17 protein-coding genes are annotated in these 18,629 nt (G+C 62.8%); 1 reads left to right on the top strand and 16 read right to left on the bottom strand.

The annotated features are described in order from the left end of the window. Positions 1–12: 12 nt before the first annotated feature. The 9 genes from tolB to ACYQ8E_RS12210 form a co-directional block, all read right to left on the bottom strand. Positions 13–1,305 (bottom strand): Tol-Pal system beta propeller repeat protein TolB, encoded by a 1,293-nt coding sequence (tolB, locus tag ACYQ8E_RS12250; protein ID WP_066722460.1) that lies wholly within the window; start codon positions 1,303–1,305, stop codon positions 13–15. A gap of 3 nt (positions 1,306–1,308) precedes the next feature. Beyond that, entirely contained in the window at positions 1,309–2,142 is an 834-nt protein-coding gene (locus ACYQ8E_RS12245) for a TonB C-terminal domain-containing protein (RefSeq protein ID WP_066722456.1), read from the bottom strand. 19 nt (positions 2,143–2,161) lie between these two features. Beyond that, complete coding sequence (gene tolR / locus ACYQ8E_RS12240; RefSeq protein WP_066722453.1) at positions 2,162–2,581, bottom strand: protein TolR; 420 nt, start codon at positions 2,579–2,581, stop codon at positions 2,162–2,164. Further along, positions 2,581–3,252: a protein TolQ gene (gene tolQ / locus ACYQ8E_RS12235; RefSeq protein ID WP_066722449.1), complete on the bottom strand. Its 672-nt coding sequence runs from the start codon at positions 3,250–3,252 to the stop codon at positions 2,581–2,583. Before tolQ ends, tolR begins: the two co-directional genes overlap by 1 nt. 119 nt (positions 3,253–3,371) lie before the next feature. Next, complete coding sequence (locus ACYQ8E_RS12230; protein ID WP_459861052.1) at positions 3,372–4,043, bottom strand: TIGR04282 family arsenosugar biosynthesis glycosyltransferase; 672 nt, start codon at positions 4,041–4,043, stop codon at positions 3,372–3,374. A 59-nt stretch (positions 4,044–4,102) separates the two neighbouring features. After that, positions 4,103–4,873: a GTP cyclohydrolase FolE2 gene (gene folE2 / locus ACYQ8E_RS12225; protein ID WP_066729558.1), complete on the bottom strand. Its 771-nt coding sequence runs from the start codon at positions 4,871–4,873 to the stop codon at positions 4,103–4,105. A gap of 37 nt (positions 4,874–4,910) precedes the next feature. Next, entirely contained in the window at positions 4,911–5,594 is a 684-nt protein-coding gene (queC, locus tag ACYQ8E_RS12220; RefSeq protein ID WP_066722443.1) for a 7-cyano-7-deazaguanine synthase QueC, read from the bottom strand. Positions 5,595–5,682: 88 nt separating this feature from the next. After that, entirely contained in the window at positions 5,683–7,131 is a 1,449-nt protein-coding gene (pyk, locus tag ACYQ8E_RS12215) for a pyruvate kinase (RefSeq protein ID WP_066722440.1), read from the bottom strand. 64 nt (positions 7,132–7,195) lie between these two features. Beyond that, complete coding sequence (locus ACYQ8E_RS12210) at positions 7,196–7,519, bottom strand: cytochrome C (protein ID WP_066722437.1); 324 nt, start codon at positions 7,517–7,519, stop codon at positions 7,196–7,198. 178 nt (positions 7,520–7,697) lie between these two features. On the opposite strand from ACYQ8E_RS12210, the gene ACYQ8E_RS12205 reads away from it, so the two are divergent. After that, positions 7,698–10,103 (top strand): penicillin-binding protein 1A, encoded by a 2,406-nt coding sequence (locus ACYQ8E_RS12205; RefSeq protein ID WP_066722433.1) that lies wholly within the window; start codon positions 7,698–7,700, stop codon positions 10,101–10,103. A 74-nt stretch (positions 10,104–10,177) separates the two neighbouring features. Here the strand turns inward: ACYQ8E_RS12205 and ltrA are convergent, their stop codons facing one another. The 7 genes from ltrA to gyrA all read right to left on the bottom strand — a co-directional run bounded on the left by ltrA (position 10,178) and on the right by gyrA (position 18,565). Next, on the bottom strand, positions 10,178–11,581 hold the full coding sequence (gene ltrA, locus ACYQ8E_RS12200; RefSeq protein WP_066724184.1) for a group II intron reverse transcriptase/maturase: 1,404 nt from the start codon (positions 11,579–11,581) through the stop codon (positions 10,178–10,180). 518 nt (positions 11,582–12,099) lie between these two features. Then, entirely contained in the window at positions 12,100–12,753 is a 654-nt protein-coding gene (gene nth, locus ACYQ8E_RS12195; protein WP_066722430.1) for an endonuclease III, read from the bottom strand. 61 nt (positions 12,754–12,814) lie between these two features. Further along, on the bottom strand, positions 12,815–13,546 hold the full coding sequence (locus tag ACYQ8E_RS12190; RefSeq protein ID WP_066722427.1) for an endonuclease/exonuclease/phosphatase family protein: 732 nt from the start codon (positions 13,544–13,546) through the stop codon (positions 12,815–12,817). A 47-nt stretch (positions 13,547–13,593) separates the two neighbouring features. After that, positions 13,594–14,157: a peptidylprolyl isomerase gene (locus ACYQ8E_RS12185; RefSeq protein ID WP_066722425.1), complete on the bottom strand. Its 564-nt coding sequence runs from the start codon at positions 14,155–14,157 to the stop codon at positions 13,594–13,596. Positions 14,158–14,197: 40 nt separating this feature from the next. Beyond that, positions 14,198–15,199 carry an NAD(P)H-dependent glycerol-3-phosphate dehydrogenase gene (locus tag ACYQ8E_RS12180; RefSeq protein ID WP_066729556.1) on the bottom strand — a complete coding sequence of 334 codons (1,002 nt, stop codon included), beginning with the start codon at positions 15,197–15,199 and terminating at the stop codon, positions 14,198–14,200. Between the two features lie 47 nt (positions 15,200–15,246). Then, entirely contained in the window at positions 15,247–16,128 is an 882-nt protein-coding gene (locus tag ACYQ8E_RS12175) for a tol-pal system YbgF family protein (RefSeq protein ID WP_066722423.1), read from the bottom strand. Further along, positions 16,061–18,565 (bottom strand): DNA gyrase subunit A, encoded by a 2,505-nt coding sequence (gyrA, locus tag ACYQ8E_RS12170; RefSeq protein WP_066722421.1) that lies wholly within the window; start codon positions 18,563–18,565, stop codon positions 16,061–16,063. Before gyrA ends, ACYQ8E_RS12175 begins: the two co-directional genes overlap by 68 nt. Positions 18,566–18,629: the final 64 nt, after the last annotated feature.

Here is an 18,629-nt window from a genome sequence, read left to right as displayed (position 1 = left end):
CTATTTTGCATATTACCAGCGCGGCGACCAGGCCGGATGGGTGCTCTCACCGCCGGCGGGGGAGATGCGCCGGGCACCGCTGCCATCGGCGCGCATGACATAGATCGCCTTCTTGCCGTCCTGATCGGAGGAATAGACCAGGAAGCGGCCGTCGGCACTCCAGCGCGGGTGTTCCTTGTTACCGGCGCCAAAGGTCAGCCGGCGTTCGCCGCTGCCATCCGGGGCGATGGTGTAGATATCGAAAACCCCCTTTTCGAGGCGACTGAAGGCGATCAGGTCCCCCTTGGGACTCCAGGCCGGGGTCGCATTGTATTTCCCTTCACGGACCAGGCGGCGGACATTGCCCCCGTCGACATCGGCGACAAAGACCTGGGGATTCCCCTGCCGGTCGGAGACAAAGGCGAGGGAACGGCCATCCGGACTCCAGGAGGGGTCGACATCGATCCCCCAGCTTTGGGTGAGGCGCTTTTCGATCTTGCCGCCGGTATCGATCTGGTAGATCTCGGCGTTGCCGTCGCGGCTCATGGTCAGGGCGATCGCCTTGCCGTCGGGGCGAAAGCGGCCCGATGCGTTCAGCCCCTGCCGGGAGGAGATACGGGCCTCCTGCCCGGAATAGATCTCCTTGCGGTAGAGATCGGGGTTACCACCGCGGTAGGAGGTAAAGATCACCTCCTTGCCGAGGGGAGAGAAGTCGGGATTGAGGACCAGCGACCGATGGTCGGTAAGGCGCACCGCATTGCCGCCGTCCACATCCATCAGGTAAAGCTCCTTGTGACCGGAACGATTGTCGATGTAGGCGATGCGCGTGCTGAAGGGCCCCTCCTCGCCGGTGAGACTGGCGAGAATCTGGTCGGCAAAGGCATGGGCCATGCGCCGGGCGTCCTTGACCCGGCCGACATAGCGGCGGCCGGTCAGCAGGCGACGGCCGACAACATCGAAGAGCCGTGCCTCGAGAACCAGCTCCTCACCCCGCACCGAGTAGGCCCCCTTGACCACCGCCTCGGCCCCGAGCAGGCGCCACTGGCCAAAATCGACATCGATGCTGACCAGGCCGAGCTTGCGGGCATCGCCGAGAAAGGCGGCCGGATCGGTCAGGGCAAAGAGTCCCGACAGATCAAGATCACCGCTCAGGGCGGCGTTGAATTCGGCCGCCACCTCCGGCCGCGGCTGATCGAGGGGGAGAAAAAGAGTCACCGCCAGCGGGATCGCCTGCTGCCCCGGGGCGCGGATTTCGATTTCGGCCCGGGCCGGAAGGGCGGGGAAGGTAACCAGCACCAGGATGAAGAGCCAGAAAATTCGGCGCATGCGTTACTCCAAAAGGTCCTTCAGGTTGAAAACAATCTCTTCCTCGAATCTTTCAGGAGGCTTTTGGGGAAGTTGCTTTTCCTTGAGAACGGCCTTTTTTACCGAGTCATCGAAGGCGTTATCCCCAGAAGATTCCATGAGTCTAAAATCAACAAGATTTCCTTGTTTGTCATAAGCAACGAAAACCTTGGCCGCCAATTTTCGATTCGTCACCAGATAAGGCGAAAGGCTCCACTGTTTCTTGAAGAAGGCCCCGAGCCAAGTTCTCCATGCAAGCCCCGCTTCATCGCCGCGCCCTTCCGGCATGCCGACCGGGGCGACAACCGGCGCGGGCTCCTGGCGACTGTCCGTGGTGCTGAGCTGGGCGAGCTTCTGCTTGAGTTCTTCGAGCTCCTGGCGGCGGCGCATTTCATCGACCCGCGCCTGGACATCGTCATAGCTTGGCGCGGGGGCCGGTTTCGCCTTGGCGGGTGTCGACGTGGGCGGTGCCGGCTTGGGTTTGGGCGGCGCGGTCTTGAGGGGCGCGGCGACCTTCGGTTTGGCGGGAGGGGCAGGGGGAGCAGGTTTCGGTTCCGGCCGGACCACCTTCTTCTCCGGAGCCGGCTTGACAGGCTCGGGCCGGGCGTCGGGACGACCGGCCTGGGGACGAGCGACCGGCATGTTGAGGAGATCGACGAAGTAGACCGGCGGCTTGGGCCGACTGAAGCGGGGCAGGATCAGTCCGGAAAAGAGCAGAAAGACAAGGAGGTGGAGACCGAAGGAAACCAGGAACATCTGTCCCAGCTTCGGCTCGGAGCGCCCCGCCACTCCCTCTTTGAGTCTGCGGTTGCGATTCATGACCAGCGACCGTTCCCGCTCAATCCTGCGGCTGCTCGGAGACCATGCCGAGCTTTTCGACGCCGGCGCCGCGGATCGCCGCCATCACCTGGACCACCCGGCCGTAAGGGACGTCGCGGTCCGCTTCGAGCAGGACCTGGCGCTGCTGGTTCCCGGCCAGAATCTGTTTCAGCACCGGGGTCAGCTTCTGCGGGGTGTCGACCCGCGAGTGACCGACGCTGATATTGCCGTTGCGGGCGACGGTCACCACCAGTGGCTCGTTGCCGGCGCTCAGGCCCGGGGCGTTTTCGACCTCGGGCAGGTTGACGTCGAGGCCCTGCTCCATCATCGGCGCGGTGACCATGAAGATGATCAGCAGGACCAGCATGACGTCGACAAAGGGGGTGACGTTGATCTGCGAGAGGGTACGGCGATTGCCGTCCCGGCGACCGACTTCCATCAGCCCCTCCGCGCCATGCGCTGGACGATATTGAGGAACTCCTGGCTGAAGTTGTCCATTTCACCGGTCAAAACATTCACCTTGTTGACGAAGTGGTTGTAGCCCATGACCGCCGGGATGGCCGCGACCAGGCCGATGGCGGTCGCCACCAGCGCCTCGGAGATGCCCGGCGCCACCACCGCCAGCGAGGCGCTGCCGGTCTGGCCGATGCCGTGAAAGGCGTCCATGATCCCCCAGACCGTACCGAACAGGCCGATGAAGGGGGCGGTCGAACCGGTGGTGGCGAGGAAGGTGAGGAACTTCTCGAGGCGCTGGATTTCCTGGGTGGTGGCGCGGCGCAGGGCGCGGGAGACGTTTTCCGAGGTGCCGAGATCGGCACTGAAGCTCCCTTCCTCCTCGCCGTCGTGGCGCCGCTGCCCCTTGAGCAGCTCCTGGTACCCATCCCGGAAGAGAACCGTCAGCGGCGAGTGGGCATAATCCTTGAGACCGTGGAAGATGGCATCGAAGCGCTTCTTGGCCCAGAAGAAATCGAGAAACCGTTCCGAGTCCCGGGTGGCGCGGTGAATAGTGCGAAATTTGAAGAAGATGATGGCCCAGGAGACCACCGAAAAGTAGACCAGAACCAGCAGAACCAGTTTGACGACCGGTCCGGCTCCAAGTACCAGTTCCAAGAGGCTCCTCCTTGCGACGGGGGTTGTAGGGGGGATTATCGACCATCGTCCGCGGCAAGTCAACGCCGTTACCGGAGGCGGGACCGTCCCTCCCTCTGCGGCAATGGCTTCGGCCCGGGCTAGGAGCGGCCAGATCTCCCGGGCAGGTGATGGCCGAGCCGGGTGCGGACAAAAGCGGCGCTCGCCGATGCCGGGGAGCGGGTCAGCAGGGCGAGCAGGGAGGAAAAATCGTCGACATCCTCCCAGGCGGGAAGCTCCCGCCAGACCAGCCCGGATTCAACGGCGCGGCGCCGGGTGCAAGCGAGCACCTCGGCGCTGCTCCAGGGGATATCGACAAAGAGCTGCGGCAGCAGTCGTCGACCGCCGATCAGCACATAACCACCATCGCTGGCGGGCGCCACCACGACATCGGCGTCGGCCAGGGCCGTGAAGGCCGACGCAACCAGGGACAAGGGGAGGTCGGGACTGTCGGAGCCGACCATAATGGCCGGGATGCCGGGCTGCTGCAGGACGGAAAAGGCGAGCTGCAGTCGCCGGCCCAGGTCCCCCTCGCCCTGGGCAAGACGCGGCAACTGTGGAAAGCGGTCCCGGAAATATCCCTCATCACCAGCGAATACCAGAGTCACTTCCCAGGGCCCGGCGGCCAGGCGGGAGATGGTCTCCTCCTGGGCCACCCGGTAAAAGGCCGCCGCCTCGGCGGCCGTCAGCGGCGGCGAGAGCCGGGTTTTCACCTGCCCCGGTCGCGGTTCCTTGACAAAAATTCCGACCCGGCCGCTGGCCGATCCCGGCAAGGCCTCTCCCGCTGGCCATTTATCCACCATTTCCACAGCCTTATCCACAGGGGCTCAACCTAGCGCGCAGGGCTTTCCACCAGGGCATAGGCCGAGTGGTTGTGAATCGATTCGAAATTTTCACATTCGATGCGAAACCAGGTAATCGCCGGCACCGCGGCGAGCTTTTCGGTAACGGCGCGCACGATATCCTCGACGAACATCGGGTTGTCGTAAGCCTGCTCGGTCACCGCCTTTTCATCCTCCCGCTTGAGCAGGGCGTAGACCGGGGCGCTGGCGCACTCTTCGAGCCAGGTAACCAGCTCTTCGATCCAGACATGGCCTTGGTAGCGGACCTCGACGCTGAGGAGGCTGCGCTGGTTATGGGCGCCGCGGGCACTGATGTCGCGGGAGCAGGGACAGAGCGAGGTGACCGGAACCGTGACGCCGAGGACGAAGTCGGCCTCCGCGCCGAGGGTGCCGACCATCCGGCACTGGTATTCCATCAGGCTGCGGGCGCCGGAGACCGGGGCTGCCTTTTCGATGAAGTAGGGGAAGTCGAGCTCGAGATGGGCCCGGCTCGCCTCAAGGCGGCTCTTCATCTCCTTGAGAATGACATCCATGCTGTCGATGCTGATCTCGCCATGGTAGAGATTGAGGATCTCGATGAAGCGACTCATGTGCGTCCCCTTGAAGTGATGGGGGAGGTCGACATACATGTTGACCCGGGCCACGGTATGCTGCTGGACCCGGCTGCGGTCCGAGACCACAATCGGGTAGCGGATATTCTTGACCCCGACCTTGTCGATGGGGATGTTGCGATTGTCCCGGGTCTGCTGCAGATCGGGCATGGACATGGATTTTTCCCTTCCCCTGGCGCCTCGTTCCTTACTGGCCGACATAGTGAACCGGGTCGCTGACCCCCACCTCGGCAAAGCCCTTGAGCCGCAGCCGGCAGGAGTCGCAGCGCCCGCAGGCGAGACCCGCCGGTGTCGGATCGTAGCAGGAGTGGGTCAGGGCGTAATCGATTCCCAGATCCAGCCCTTTGCGGATGATCTCGGCCTTGGTCAGGTCGATAAGCGGGGTATGAATCCGGTAGCGCCCCTCCCCTTCCACCCCGGCCCGGGTCGCCAGGTTGGCCATCGCCTGGTAGGCGGCGATGTATTCGGGTCGACAGTCGGGATAGCCGGAATAGTCGAGGGCGTTGACACCGATAAAGATGTCGAAGGCGCCGAGGACTTCGGCCCAGCCAAGGGCAAAAGAGAGGAAGATGGTATTGCGGGCCGGCACATAGGTAACCGGAATCTCCCCGGCGACGACGCCGTCCTTGGGAACCTCCAGGTCGGCGGTGAGGGCGCTGCCACCGACCTGGCGCAGATCGAAATCGACCACGAGGTGAGCGGCGGCACCGATGCGCGGCGCGTATTCGCGCGCCTTCTGCAGTTCCACCGCATGCCGCTGGCCATAGGAAAAGCTGAGCGCATAGGGGATATACCCCCCACTGCGGGCGATCGCCATGCAGGTCGTCGAATCGAGCCCGCCGCTGTAGAGGACAACTGCCTTCTTTGTCATAACTCCAGTTCCTCGCGGAATTATGAATTTCGAATTCTTAATTTTGAATTAAATTCAAGATTTTAAATTCAAAATCCAAAATGGCCTGCTAGTGGACTTCGTAAAACTCGCCGGTGCCGAGGCGGTGGATCTTGAGCAGGTTGGTGGTTCCCGGTGCCGAGACCGGACTCCCCATGGTGATCACCACCACCTCCCCTTTTTTCAGCACCCCGGCCGCCAGCACCGCATCCTCGACGGAACGGATCTGGGTTTCGGTATCGCCGGCGATATCGACCCGGATCGAGCGGACTCCGCCAAACAGGGCCAGGCGCCGCCGCACCGCCTGCGACGGCGTCACGGCGTAGACCGGCATGTCCGGGCGGTACTTGGCGACCAGCGCCGCGGTGCTGCCGGTCTGGGTGAAGGCGAGGATGGCGGTGGCGCCGACACTCTCGGCGACCCGGCAGGCGGCCTGGCCGATCGCCTCCGGGAGCCGGCGGTAACCGCGGATTTCGGGAATCGGGTGAAAAACCTTCGCCTTCAGTTCGGGATCGGCCTCGACATCCTCGGCGACCCTGACCATCAGGGAGACCGCCTCGACCGGGTAGCGCCCGGAGGCGGTCTCGGCAGAAAGCATCACCGCGTCGGTGCCGTCGAGAATGGCGTTGGCGACATCGGAGGTTTCGGCCCGGGTCGGGCGTGGATGCTCGATCATGCTCTCTAGCATCTGCGTCGCCGTGATCACCGGCTTGCCGGCCTCGTTGCACTTGCGGATGATCCGTTTCTGGATCAGCGGCACCTTCTCCGGGCGCATCTCGACGCCCAGATCGCCACGGGCGACCATGATGCCGTCGGCGGCCTCGAGGATGGCGTCGAAGTCCGTCACCGCCTCCGGTTTTTCGATCTTGGCAATCACCTGGAGGGAGGACTTCTCCCGCAGCAACAATTCCTTGAGTTCCAGCACATCGCTCGCGCTGCGCACAAAGGAGAGGGCGAGGTAATCGATCTCCCGGCCGATGCAGAAGGCGAGATCCTCGCGGTCCTTGGCGGTCAGCGCCGGCGCCGAAACGGCAACGCCGGGGAGGTTGATCCCCTTGCGATCCTTGAGCAGGCCGCCGACCACGACCCGGCAGCGCACCTCGCTGCCGGTGCTGGCGAGGACCTCGAATTCGAGCAGGCCGTCATCGAGCAGAATCCGGTTCCCCGTGCGCACGTCCCCGGGCAGTTCCGCGTAGGTGGTCGGTATCAGGCCATCGGCGCCGAGGACGTCCCGGGTGGTGATCGTCACTTCCTGGCCGGCAACCAGCTCCATCCCTGGTCCGGCCATCTTCCCGGTACGGATCTTCGGGCCCTGCAGGTCGGCCAGGATCGCCACGGCCCGCCGGCGCCGCCGGGAGAGATCCCGGATCCGCCCGATCAGCAATTCCTTGGTCGCCAGGTCGCCATGGCTGAAATTGAGCCGAAAGACATCGGCGCCTGCTGCCATCAACGCCTCGAGTCCCGCCTCCGACTCACAGGCGGGGCCGACGGTGGCGACTATCTTGGTGCGACGGAACATGGGTCCTCCAAAAAACGGCCCTCCCGACGCGGGGGAGGGCGGAAATGGCTCGGGGGCAGCCGGCTCAGTGATGGTAGCGCCCCTGGTATTCGCTGTGGGCCTTGTCCGGCCCCTTGTGGCAGCGGAAACAGCGCTGTTCGGTAATCTTCTTTTCTTCCAGCGGCATGGTCTCGGGCCGGGCGACACTTTCCGGTCTTTGCCAGGCAAGACGGCCGCTTTCATCGTTGAGGGTGACCGGCTGGTAGGCGACCTGCCAGTCATAGCTGATCGCCACCGTGTGGCACTGCTCGCAACCGCCGGGCGGCGGAATCGCCGTCCAGGAACGAAACATGCCACACCCCCAAACCGCCAGAGAGAGGACCAGGAACAGGGCTGCACTGCGTTTCATGTATCCTCCTCGACTCTCGCTGTAGACCCCCGGCGTCAACCGGTTCACGCGCTGGCCCAGACACCCGAAGACCGGTGCAAACTATACCACAGCGCCGCCGCACCCGCCAATGGCAAACCTTGCCCCGGCGCCGGCCCCTGTGCTATAAATCGAGCTTTGCCTGCGAGGTCGGTCTCCCATGAAACTGCAACGCCTGTTGCGCCATACCCTGCTAGCCGGCGGCGTCTGCTTTCTGCTCGGCTGCAGCCTGCTCCTTGGCGCCTATCTCTACGTCTCCAGCTCCCTCCCCAAGGTCGACACCCTTGCCGACTACCGGCCGCCGATCATCACCCGCGTCTACAGCGACGACGGCACCGTCATCGCCGAGTTCTCCCGGGAACGGCGGATTGTCGTTCCGGTGGAACGGATGCCGCGCCAGTTGATCCAGGCCTTTGTTTCAGCGGAAGATTCGAACTTTTTCCACCATCAGGGGATCGATCTGATCTCCATCCTGCGCGCGGCGATCAAGAACGTCCTCGCTGGTGGCATTGTCCAGGGCGGGAGCACCATCACCCAGCAGGTGGCGAAGAGCCTTCTCCTCACTCCGGAGAAAAAGTTCTCCCGGAAGTTCAAGGAAGCGATCCTAGCCTGGCGGATGGAGAAAACCCTCTCCAAGGAGGACATCCTCTACCTCTACCTCAACCAGATTTACCTCGGCCACGGCGCCTACGGTGTCCAGGCGGCGGCCGAGAACTATTTTGACAAGAACGTCGAGGAGCTGAATCTGGCCGAGTGCGCCATGCTTGCCGGCCTCCCCCAGGCCCCGAGCCGCTATTCCCCCTACCAGCACTTCAGTCGCGCCAAGGAACGCCAGAAGTACGTACTCGGACGACTGGTCGCCGACGACTACATCACCCCACTTCAGGCACAGATGGCGGAGAGTCAGGAACTGACCATCCACGCCCGGGTCAACAGCCACATCAGCGAGGCCGCCTATTTCACCGAACAGGTGCGGCGCTACCTCGAAGGTCGTTACGGTGAAGAGGTGCTCTACAGCGCCGGGCTGGAGATCCACACCAGCATGAACCTGGCGATGCAGCAGGCGGCGCAGCGGGCGGTGCAGGATAACCTGCGCGACCACGACAAGCGCTATGGCTATCGGGGCCCGCTGCGGATTCTTACAGCGGAAAATGAATCCGCCTTTCTGCAAAGCGAGGCAGCGGACAAGGCCCGCAACCTGCCGGTGGTCGGCGACTACCGCGAAGCGCTGTTAACCGGCCAGCAGGGGAACCTGCTCCAGGTCGTCATCGCCGGCCGCCCGGGAGTGATCGACATCGACTCCTGCCGCTGGGCCGGACCGCCCCAGGTGGTCCCCCGCGGCCAGCCGGCCAGGGGGAATGTCGATGGTGGCCAAGCCCGGCTCCCCATCGGGTCCGTTCTCCAGGTCAAGCTCCTCGCCATCCCCGAGCAGGGTCCGTTGCAGCTTGCCCTCGACCAGGAACCACTGGCCCAGGGGGCGCTGGTGGCCCTCGACCCCCAATCCGGCCAGGTCAAGGCCATGGTTGGCGGCTACGACTTCGCCCAAAGCCAGTTCAACCGTGTCATCCAGGCTCGCCGGCTTCCCGGTTCGGCGATCAAGCCGATCATTTATGCTGCGGCCCTCGACAAGGGGTATACCCCGGCGACAGTTATTCTCGACACCCCGGTTATTTACAAGGAGAAGAATGAAAGCGGCGAGGAGACCGAGTGGAAACCGAAAAATTATGGTGAGGAGTTCACCGGGGCGATGACTTTCCGCTCGGCCCTGACCCACTCGGCCAACGTTATCACCATCAAAATCCTCGAAGATATCGGCGTTGGCTACGCCGCCAACTATGCCCGCAACCTCGGGATCACCTCGCCGATCGACCGCGACCTGACCCTGGCGCTCGGCTCTTCGGCGCTCACCCCTCTCGAACTGGCGACGGCCTATTCGGTCTTCGCCAGTGGCGGCATCCGTCACACTCCGACCTACATCACCCGGATTCTCGACCGCGACGGCAAGATCCTCGAATCGAACGATCCCGGCGACTTCCCCGGCGGCCCCGGTCCCGGTCAGGAGCTGATCCAGCAAAGTGCCGAGCGGGTGATCTCCCCGGAGACCGCCTACCTCGTCACCAACCTGATGGAGAGCGTCGTCCGCAACGGTACCGGCTGGCGCGCCAAGGCCCTCGGGCGGCCGGTCGCCGGCAAGACCGGCACCACCAACGACCTCAAGGATGCCTGGTTCGCCGGCTTTGTTCCCCAACTGGTGGCCGTTTCCTGGGTCGGCTACGATCAGGAGCGCCCCCTCGGTAAGCAGGAGACCGGCAGCAAGGCGGCGGCTCCGGCCTGGGTCGCCTTCATGGAAGAGGCGACCCGGCAATTTCCGGCCATCGATTTTCCGGTTCCCGACGACATCCAGTTCCGCCCCGTCGACCCCGCAACCGGCCTGCTCGCCATGGAAGACAACCCCGAAGCCACCATCGAGGCCTTCGCCCCCGGCACGGCACCGACCCGCTATGCCCTTGACGAAAAAAAGCCGAAAGCCCGGGATTTTTTCCGCCTCGACCTCGAAGATCGCTGACACATCGGGTAGGAGGCGGGGTCGCCCCCGCCGTCCTCCCACACCACCGTGCGTACGGTTCCGTACACGGCGGTTCACAAGGCGCTCTGAAAGCGGCGGTGCTGATCGGTCAAGCGGATCAGCCCCAAGTAGCGAAAGAAGGATGTCGGATACGCTTCATTCATGTGCGAGGCCCCTGAGTTCCACCAGGGGCCTCGCCCGTTCGTGGCCGATTTCCACGCCCGGGCTTCCGGCAATCCCCGCTGCATCAACCTCTTGGCCCGGGTATAGGGGCGCTTCCACTGTCGCCATAGAATGCAGCGCAGCTTCCGCCGCAGCCATTTGTCCAGTTCTTCGAAGATGCCTTTGACCTCCGCCAGGCGGAAGTAAGAGGCCCACCCCCGTAGCTTCGGGGTGATTTCTTTGATGACCTGAGCGAGACTGCGTCCCCTGCCCCGTCGGCAGACCTTCCTGAGTCCGGCCTTGAACCGCTTCACTCTCGACTCCGCCACTTTGAGGCGGGGTTTCTTGTGAAAGGTCATGCTGTAACCCAGAAAGACCCTTTTCCAAGGACGGTCGACGGCGCTTTTGGCGACGTTGACCTTGAGTGCCAGCCGCTCCTCCAGGAACCGGGTGAGACTGGCCATGACCCTTTGGCCGCTGCGCCTGGTCTGCACGTAAATGTTGCAGTCGTCGGCGTAGCGGCAGAAGGCGTGACCGCGCCTCTCCAGTTCCTTGTCGAACGCGTCGAGCAGGATGTTCGACAGAAGAGGTGAGAGGGGACCACCCTGCGGCGTCCCTTCCACCCTCTGCGACACAAGCCCGCCTTCGAGCACTCCGGCTTGCAGGTACCGCCGGATGAGCAGCAATACCCGCTTGTCTTCGACCTTACGGGCGACCCGCGACATGAGGATGTCGTGGTTCACCCGGTCGAAGAACTTCTCCAGGTCGATATCGACCACCCAGCGCTTGCCGTCGGCCACATGCCGACGGGCGGCTCTAACCGCCTGCCAGGCACTCCGTCCGGGACGATACCCGTAGGAGCTCTCGGAGAAGTCCGGATCGAATAGCGGCGTCAGCACCTGATGCAGCGCCTGCTGAATGAGCCGATCGCACACCGTGGGGATTCCCAGGGTGCGCACTCCCCCGTCGGGCTTCTCGATTTCCACCTTCCGCACCGGCTGGGGGCGATACGTCCCATTCAGCAACTCTTCCCTGATGGTCGGCCACTTCTCCTTGAGAAAACCGCGAAGCTCGCCCGTCGTCATCTCGTCGATGCCGGGGGCGCCCTTGTTGGCTTCCACCCGCTCTAAGGCCGCCATCATGTTCGGGCGGCTGACGACGTCTTCCATCAGCCCCCTTTCCGCTTTCGTCCAGGAAGGGTCTCTCGTTGCCGTGACGTTTGACGCACCGCTCCCATGCTCTGGCGGCTTCCGGCCGCTGCCCTCCGGGACGGCTCCCGGTATCTCGACCGGGACTTCTGCTGCTCTTGTCGTCATCGAAACGCGAGTCTCCTGAAACGACGCCTCGTGTTCGGCCCTTTGCCGGGTGGTTACTCCGGCTACTACGGCCTCTGCTGACTTCTGCCGGCCCGTCCCGACACCTTACGGTGACGGTAGCACGAGGCAGACCGACAGATCTCCCAGGGTAATGCGCGTGACCTTCCTCCCATCTACCCGCCGCATCTACAGCCCCACCCTCCCGGATGGCTATCGGGCTTTGAAGATATTGGCCTTCTCGCCCGGATGAGACTGCCTCATGCGGTTTCTGTTCGTCGGACCGGGATTTTGCCTGCGGCTTCCTTCAGATTCCACCTCGCGATGGACACCCTTGCCGTCCGGCTAGCGGTTCCCGCCATCAGGGTCCGCAGGGGACTTGCACCCCCAAGTCACTGATTCACCACCACAGTGAATCAGACAGCGCCAGTCAAGGCGCTACGCGCCATGCCTGGCGCACCAAAAAAGCCAGCCCGCGGTATTTTACCGCGGGCTGGCCGCCCTTCCCCTATCCTCCTCGACTAGCGCGACCTCTTCACCCCGCAACGGGGACAGCGGTCCTGCAGCGGACATTGACTGCAATGCGGCGTCGGCGCCTTGCATAGCGCGCGGCCGTGATGAATCAGCAGATGCGCGGCCTGGGTCCAGTCGGCCTCCGGCAGGAGATCCATCAACTCCCGTTCGACCTTCTCCGGTTCCGTTTGGCAGGTCCAGCCGAGCCGAAAGGCGATCCGCTTGACATGGGTATCAACCACCATGCCGGGAATTTCAAAGGCGTTGCCGAGGACAACATTGGCGGTTTTGCGCCCCACCCCCGGCAGGGCCGTCAGGGCCGCCAGGCTTTGCGGGACTTCCCCGCCATGCCTGGCGAGCAGGGCCGTCGCACAGCCTTGCAGGTTCTTCGCCTTGGTACGAAAAAATCCGCTGGAGCGGATCAGGTTCTCCACTTCCTCCGGTGCTGCCGCCGCCATGGCCGCCGGGGTCGGAAGGCGACGGAAGAGTTCCGGGGTCACCTGGTTGACCCGCACATCGGTGCACTGGGCCGAAAGGATCGTCGCTACCAGCAGCTCCCAGGGGGTGCGGTAGTTCAAGGCACAGGCGGCGTCCGGATAGGTCTGCGCCAGGATCTCCAAAATCTCAGCTGCCTGCCTTCGTCGCACCTTGCCGCCCGTCATCCGCTCTCCCGGCCGCGAGATCGTTTACCCCTCGCCCTTGTCGTATCCCCTGCCAATGCGGTCAGCCCGGGGCCGCCTCCATCCGTCCGGGCTTGAGCTTTTCGAGGCGCAGATAATGCCGGGGATCGACAATCTGCACCGTCAGCACCAGTGGCAGATGACTGGAAGCGAACCGCGCCGGTGGGTGGCACTGGACAGTCGCCTCCAGCACCCGGACCGCCCCCATCAGATAAGCCCGGTCCCGTCCGGCCAGGGGGAGTCGTGCCGGATAGGTGGCGCGCCAGAGGGGACGTCGCACCTGGCGCAGCATCATGTTCAGGTCGAAATTTCCGGCCCCCCACCAGAAGTCGCCGAAATCGCCCAGGACCAGGCAGGGGCAACCGAGGGAGTTGCTGGCGAGCAGTTCCGGGCCGAGCAGCCGGGTGATCTGCTGCCGGCGCAGCTCGGGAGCACTGGAGAGGCGCAGGTTGAAGAGGTGCAGGCGTTTGCCACCGAGGTCGACATCACCACGCAGGCAACGGCCACCACCAAGATCGTGGGCCCGCAAACCGGAGATGGGGTAGTAGGAAAGGAAAGCGTTTTCAGGCCAGGCCGGGTCGGCGTAGGCGCGCATTCCCAGGCGATCGGCAAGGAGTTTGAGCTGACCGGAATCGGCCGAGGCATCGATTTCCTGGAGAGCGACAATGTCCGGCGCGCCATCGGAAATCACGTCGATTACCCGCCCGGGATCGACCCGCCCGTCATTTCCGCGGCAGGAGCGGACATTATAGGTCATGATGCGGAAGGTAGCCATCCGCGCTCCCTTCGCCGGCTTGCTGCGGAATGGCATTCCGACCGGGTTCAGTTCTTCAGTCGTTCCAGGGTGAGGATGGTAACCGGTTCTACCGGCATGTTTTGAAACACGGCATTGACCGACCGGGTCGGCACCTTGGCAATCCGGTCCACCACGTCCATGCCGGCCACGACCCGGCCAAAGACGGCATAACCGAAACCCCGGGCATCTTCCCCCTTGTGATCGAGGAAGTCATTATCCTTGAGATTGATGAAGAACTGGTTGGTGGCTGAATCAACCATGGAGGTGCGCGCCATGGCGATGGTGCCCCGCTGGTTCTTCAGGCCGTTGCCGGCCTCGTTCTTGATCGGCGCCTCGGTAGGACGCCGCTGCCGTTCCGCATCGAACCCTCCCCCCTGGATCATGAAACCATCAATGACGCGATGAAAGATGGTGCCGTTATAGGCGCCGCTGTCGACATAGGCAAGGAAGTTTTTGACCGACACGGGGGCCTTGGCGGCGTCAAGCTCGAGGGTGATATCCCCGAGGTTGGTTTTCATCAGCACCTTGGGGCCGGCCCAGGCCGGGGCGGCCAGCAAGAGACAGGCAAGGATCAGCAAGAGGCGTTTCATGGTCATTATCTCCCTGGTGGCGGCCCTAGCGGGCCGAAGGTCAGAGTCCTTCCGGTTTCAGTTCCCGCAGCATTAACTCACTCACTGCCTGCCGCGGGCTCTTCCCCTGGTAGAGGATGCGGTACATCTGTGCGGTAATCGGCACTTCGACACCAAGTCTGACAGCCAACTGATAGGCGGAGAGCGTCGTCTTGACCCCTTCAGCGACCATCGTCATGCCGGCAAGAATATCTTCGAGGCTGCGGCCCCGGCCGAGTTCCATGCCGACGCTGCGGTTACGGGAGAGGTCGCCGGTACAGGTGAGGACGAGGTCACCCATTCCGGCCAGCCCGGCGAAGGTGGCAGGTTGGGCGCCAAGGGCAAGACCAAGCCGGGTCATCTCGGCAAGACCACGGGTAATCAGGGCGGCACGGGTGTTGTGACCGAAGCCGAGGCCATCGGAAACTCCGGCCGCCAGGGCGATGACGTTCTTCAGCGCACCGCCGAGCTCAATGCCGATCACATCGTCATTGGTATAGACACGAAATGCGGCCGTACTGAACACTTCCTGGGCCGCTCGGCAGATGGCCGGATTTTCAGCGGCGATCGCCACAGCGGTCGGCATCTCCGCCGCCACCTCCCGGGCGAAGGAAGGGCCGGAGAGAAAAGCGAGGCGCTCTGCCAGGGGTGCGGGAAGGGTCTCGGCGAGGACCTGCGACATCAATTGCAGGGTCTCGTTTTCAATCCCCTTCGCCGCCGAAACGATCAGGGTCCCGGGCGCGATATGGGTCGCGGCCTGCTCCACCACCCGCCGCATCACCTGGGAAGGGGGGACCAGCAACAGCAGGTCCCTGCCGGCGACGACCTCGGCCAGGTCGTTGGAAAAGGCGAGCCCGTCGGCCAGCGGGAACCCCGGGAGAAAGAGGTCATTCTCGCGGGTCTTCCGCATCCGCTCCACCAGGTCCGCTTCGAAGGCCCAGAGGGTGACGCTATAGTGTTTTTTGGCCAACAGGTTGGCGAGGGTCGTCCCCCAGCTGCCGGCCCCGACCACCCCGATCTTCAGAGTCCCCGGATTGGGTTCTGCACTCTTCACGGATCACTCCTCGATTTTCATATCGCCTTTTTCTTCTTGCGAATCCGTTCCTTTACCTGCTCGATCCGCTTCTGGAGAATTTCGGGATTCGGATAGACTCCACGCAGCTGCTCCAGGACCTTCAACGCATCGAGGAGCCGCTCACCATCCTCGAGAACGGCCGCCAGACCAAAGCGGGCTTCGATGGCAAAAGGGTCATCCGGCCACTCCCGGATCACCGCGCGATAATCCGCTTCGGCCTCCTTTAATTCCCCTTCCAGCGCAAAGGTGGTGGCGATCCGGAACCGGACCTGGGGAAGCAGGGGGCTCTGGGGCCAGGTCTTGAACAGGCTTTCAAATTCGATCCGCGCCTGTTCGAAATTATTCAGCCGAAAATAGGTGTCCCCCAGTTCGTACTGAACCCGGTCACCATCTTCCACGCCGCTATCGAGAAGCTTCTGGTAGGCAACGACCGCCCGCGAATAGTCCCGAAGGCGGTATTTATAGATCTCGGCGATCTTCCTGCGGGCGCTCGATGCCGACTCGCTGTCGGGAAAATCCTTTTCGACCAGCAAATAGGTCAGGAGGGCTTCCGGATAACGCTGCTGGTAGAGGTTGAGAACCTCGCCGGCTTCGAAGAGTGCCTGGGGGGCGAGATAAAAACTCGGGTGGTGCTGGTAGATACGCTGAAAAGCCGCTACCGCGGTCGCGTAGTCTCCCTCCTCGACCAGTTCCTGCGCCTGCTGGAAATCCTTTTCCAGCATCCCGTCGAGATTGTACAGGTAAAAGGCTGCCCCCGCAAACAGGAGGATCAGCAGGGCGAGGATTCCGGTTACCAGCAGCCGGTGGCGCTTAGAGTTCTTCCTCCGCCTCCTCAGCTCCTCCCGCAAAATCTTCTTCTGCAGCTTCCGGATCTCCATTTTCCTCATCCTTCTCGGCGAGCTTGGCGACGGCGACAATGCGCTCGCCCGATTCCAGAACCATCAACCGTACCCCCTGGGTATTGCGGCCGATGATCGAAAGATCGCCCACTGCAGTGCGCAGTACCTTGCCCCGGTCGGTAATGAACATCAGGTCCGAATCTTCATCGCACAGTTTGATGTCGACGACCTGGCCATTGCGTTCGGAGGTTTTGATGGTGATGATCCCCTTGCCGCCACGGCTTTGCACCCGGTATTCATCGAGCGCCGTACGCTTGCCATAACCATTTTCCGTCACCGTCACCAGGGTCGAGGCCGTGGCGTCGGTTACGGTCTCCATCCCGATCAGCTGCTCGTTCTCCTCCAACATCATGCCGCGCACCCCACGCGCCGTGCGTCCCATGGGACGGACATCGGTTTCGGGAAAGCGAATCGATTTCCCGCCGCGGCTGGCGAGGAGAATATCCATGTTGCCGTCGGTGAGGCGGGCGGCGATCAGGCGGTCCCCCTCGTCGATGGTCAGGGCGATAATGCCGCCGACCCGGGGGTTGGAATAGGCCATCAGCTCGGTCTTCTTGATGGTGCCGTTCTGGGTCGCGGTAATGATGAATTTGCCGTCGACGAACTCCTTGACCGGAAGGATCGTCATCACCTGCTCACCGGCCGCCAACTGCAACAGGTTGACGATCGCCTTGCCGCGGGAAGCGCGCCCCCCCTGGGGAATCTCGTGGACCTTGAGCCAGTACACCTTGCCCATGTCGGTGAAGATCAGGATATAGGAGTGGGTCGACGCGATGAAGAGGCGCTCGACGAAATCCTCTTCCTTGGGGCGCATTCCGGTCTTTCCCTTGCCGCCGCGCCGTTGGGCCCGGTAGAGGGAGACGGCGTTGCGCTTGATATAACCGCTGTGGCTGACCGTCACCACCATATCTTCTTCAACGATCAGGTCTTCCAGGGAGAGTTCGCCGGTCTTGGCAACGATCTCGGTACGGCGGGCGTCGCCGAATTTTTCCCGGATATCCTGTAATTCCTCGCGGATGATCCGGAAAATTTCCACCTCGCTGGCGAGGATTTCCTTGAGACGGGCAATCAAGGCGAGAATTTCATTGTACTCGGCCATGATCTTGTCACGTTCCAGCCCGGTCAGGCGGTGCAGGCGCATATCGAGGATCGCCTGGGCCTGCAGGTCGGAAAAACTGAAGCGCTGCATCAACCTCTCTTTGGCCTCGGGCGAATTGGCGCTGGTCTTGATGATCTGGATCACTTCATCGAGGTTCTCCAGTGCAATCTTGAGCCCTTCGAGAATGTGAGCCCGGGCCTCGGCCTTTTTCAGTTCGAAAATGCAGCGCCGGGTGACGATCTCCTTGCGATGGTCGAGGAAACGGTCGAGGACTTCCCGCAAGGTCAGCACCCGCGGCTGCCCGCCGACGATGGCAAGCATGATGATACCGAAGGAGGCCTGCATCTGGGTCATCTTGTAAAGCTGGTTGAGGATCACCTGGGGGATACAGTCCCGCTTCAGCTCGATGACGATGCGCATCCCCTCCCGGTCCGATTCGTCGCGCAGATCGGAAATTCCCTCGATCTTCTTCTCCTTGACCAGGTCGGCGATCTTCTCGATCAATCGCGCCTTGTTGACCTGGAAAGGGATTTCGGTGACGACGATCGCCTGGCGCTCGCTCTTCTTCTGGGTTTCGACCAGCGCCCGTGCCCGCATCTGGATGATGCCGCGCCCACTGGAATAGGCCTCGCGGATCCCTTCGCGGCCGAGGATGAAGCCGCCGGTGGGAAAGTCGGGCCCCGGCACCAGCCGCAACAGGTCATCGAAATCGAGGGTCGGGTTGTCGATGATGGCGACCAGGGCATCGATCACTTCCCCCAGATTGTGGGGCGGGATCTTGGTGGCCATGCCGACGGCGATACCTTCCGAACCATTGACCAGCAGGTTGGGAAACTTGCAGGGGAGGACCAGGGGTTCCTGCAGGGAGTCGTCATAGTTGGGGCCGAAGGCGACCGTCTCCTTGTCGATGTCGGCAAGCAGTTCGGCCGCCAGCTTGGCCATGCGCACCTCGGTGTAGCGCATTGCCGCTGCCGAATCGCCATCGATCGATCCGAAGTTCCCCTGGCCGTCGACCAGCTGGTAGCGCATCGAGAAGTCCTGGGCCATGCGGACGATGGTATCGTAGACCGCCGAATCGCCATGGGGGTGAAATTTACCGATCACATCACCAACGACGCGGGCGGACTTCTTGTAGGGCTTGTTCCATTCGTTGCCCAGTTCGCTCATGGCGTAGAGAACCCGGCGATGGACCGGCTTGAGACCGTCGCGAACGTCGGGCAGGGCCCGGCCGACGATAACGCTCATGGCATAGTCCATGTAGGACTTGCGCATCTCGTCTTCAATATTGACGCTGATCTTGTTTTGTTCAGAAAGCATTGATTTTCCTCCGGAAAATCAGTAACGCTGGGCAGGGATCAGGAACAGCGACAAAATATTCTGC

The sequence above is a fragment of the Desulfuromonas carbonis genome (assembly GCF_054658035.1).
The sequence above is the reverse complement of the archived record's forward strand: the minus strand, read 5'-3'. Positions and strand labels throughout refer to the sequence as shown.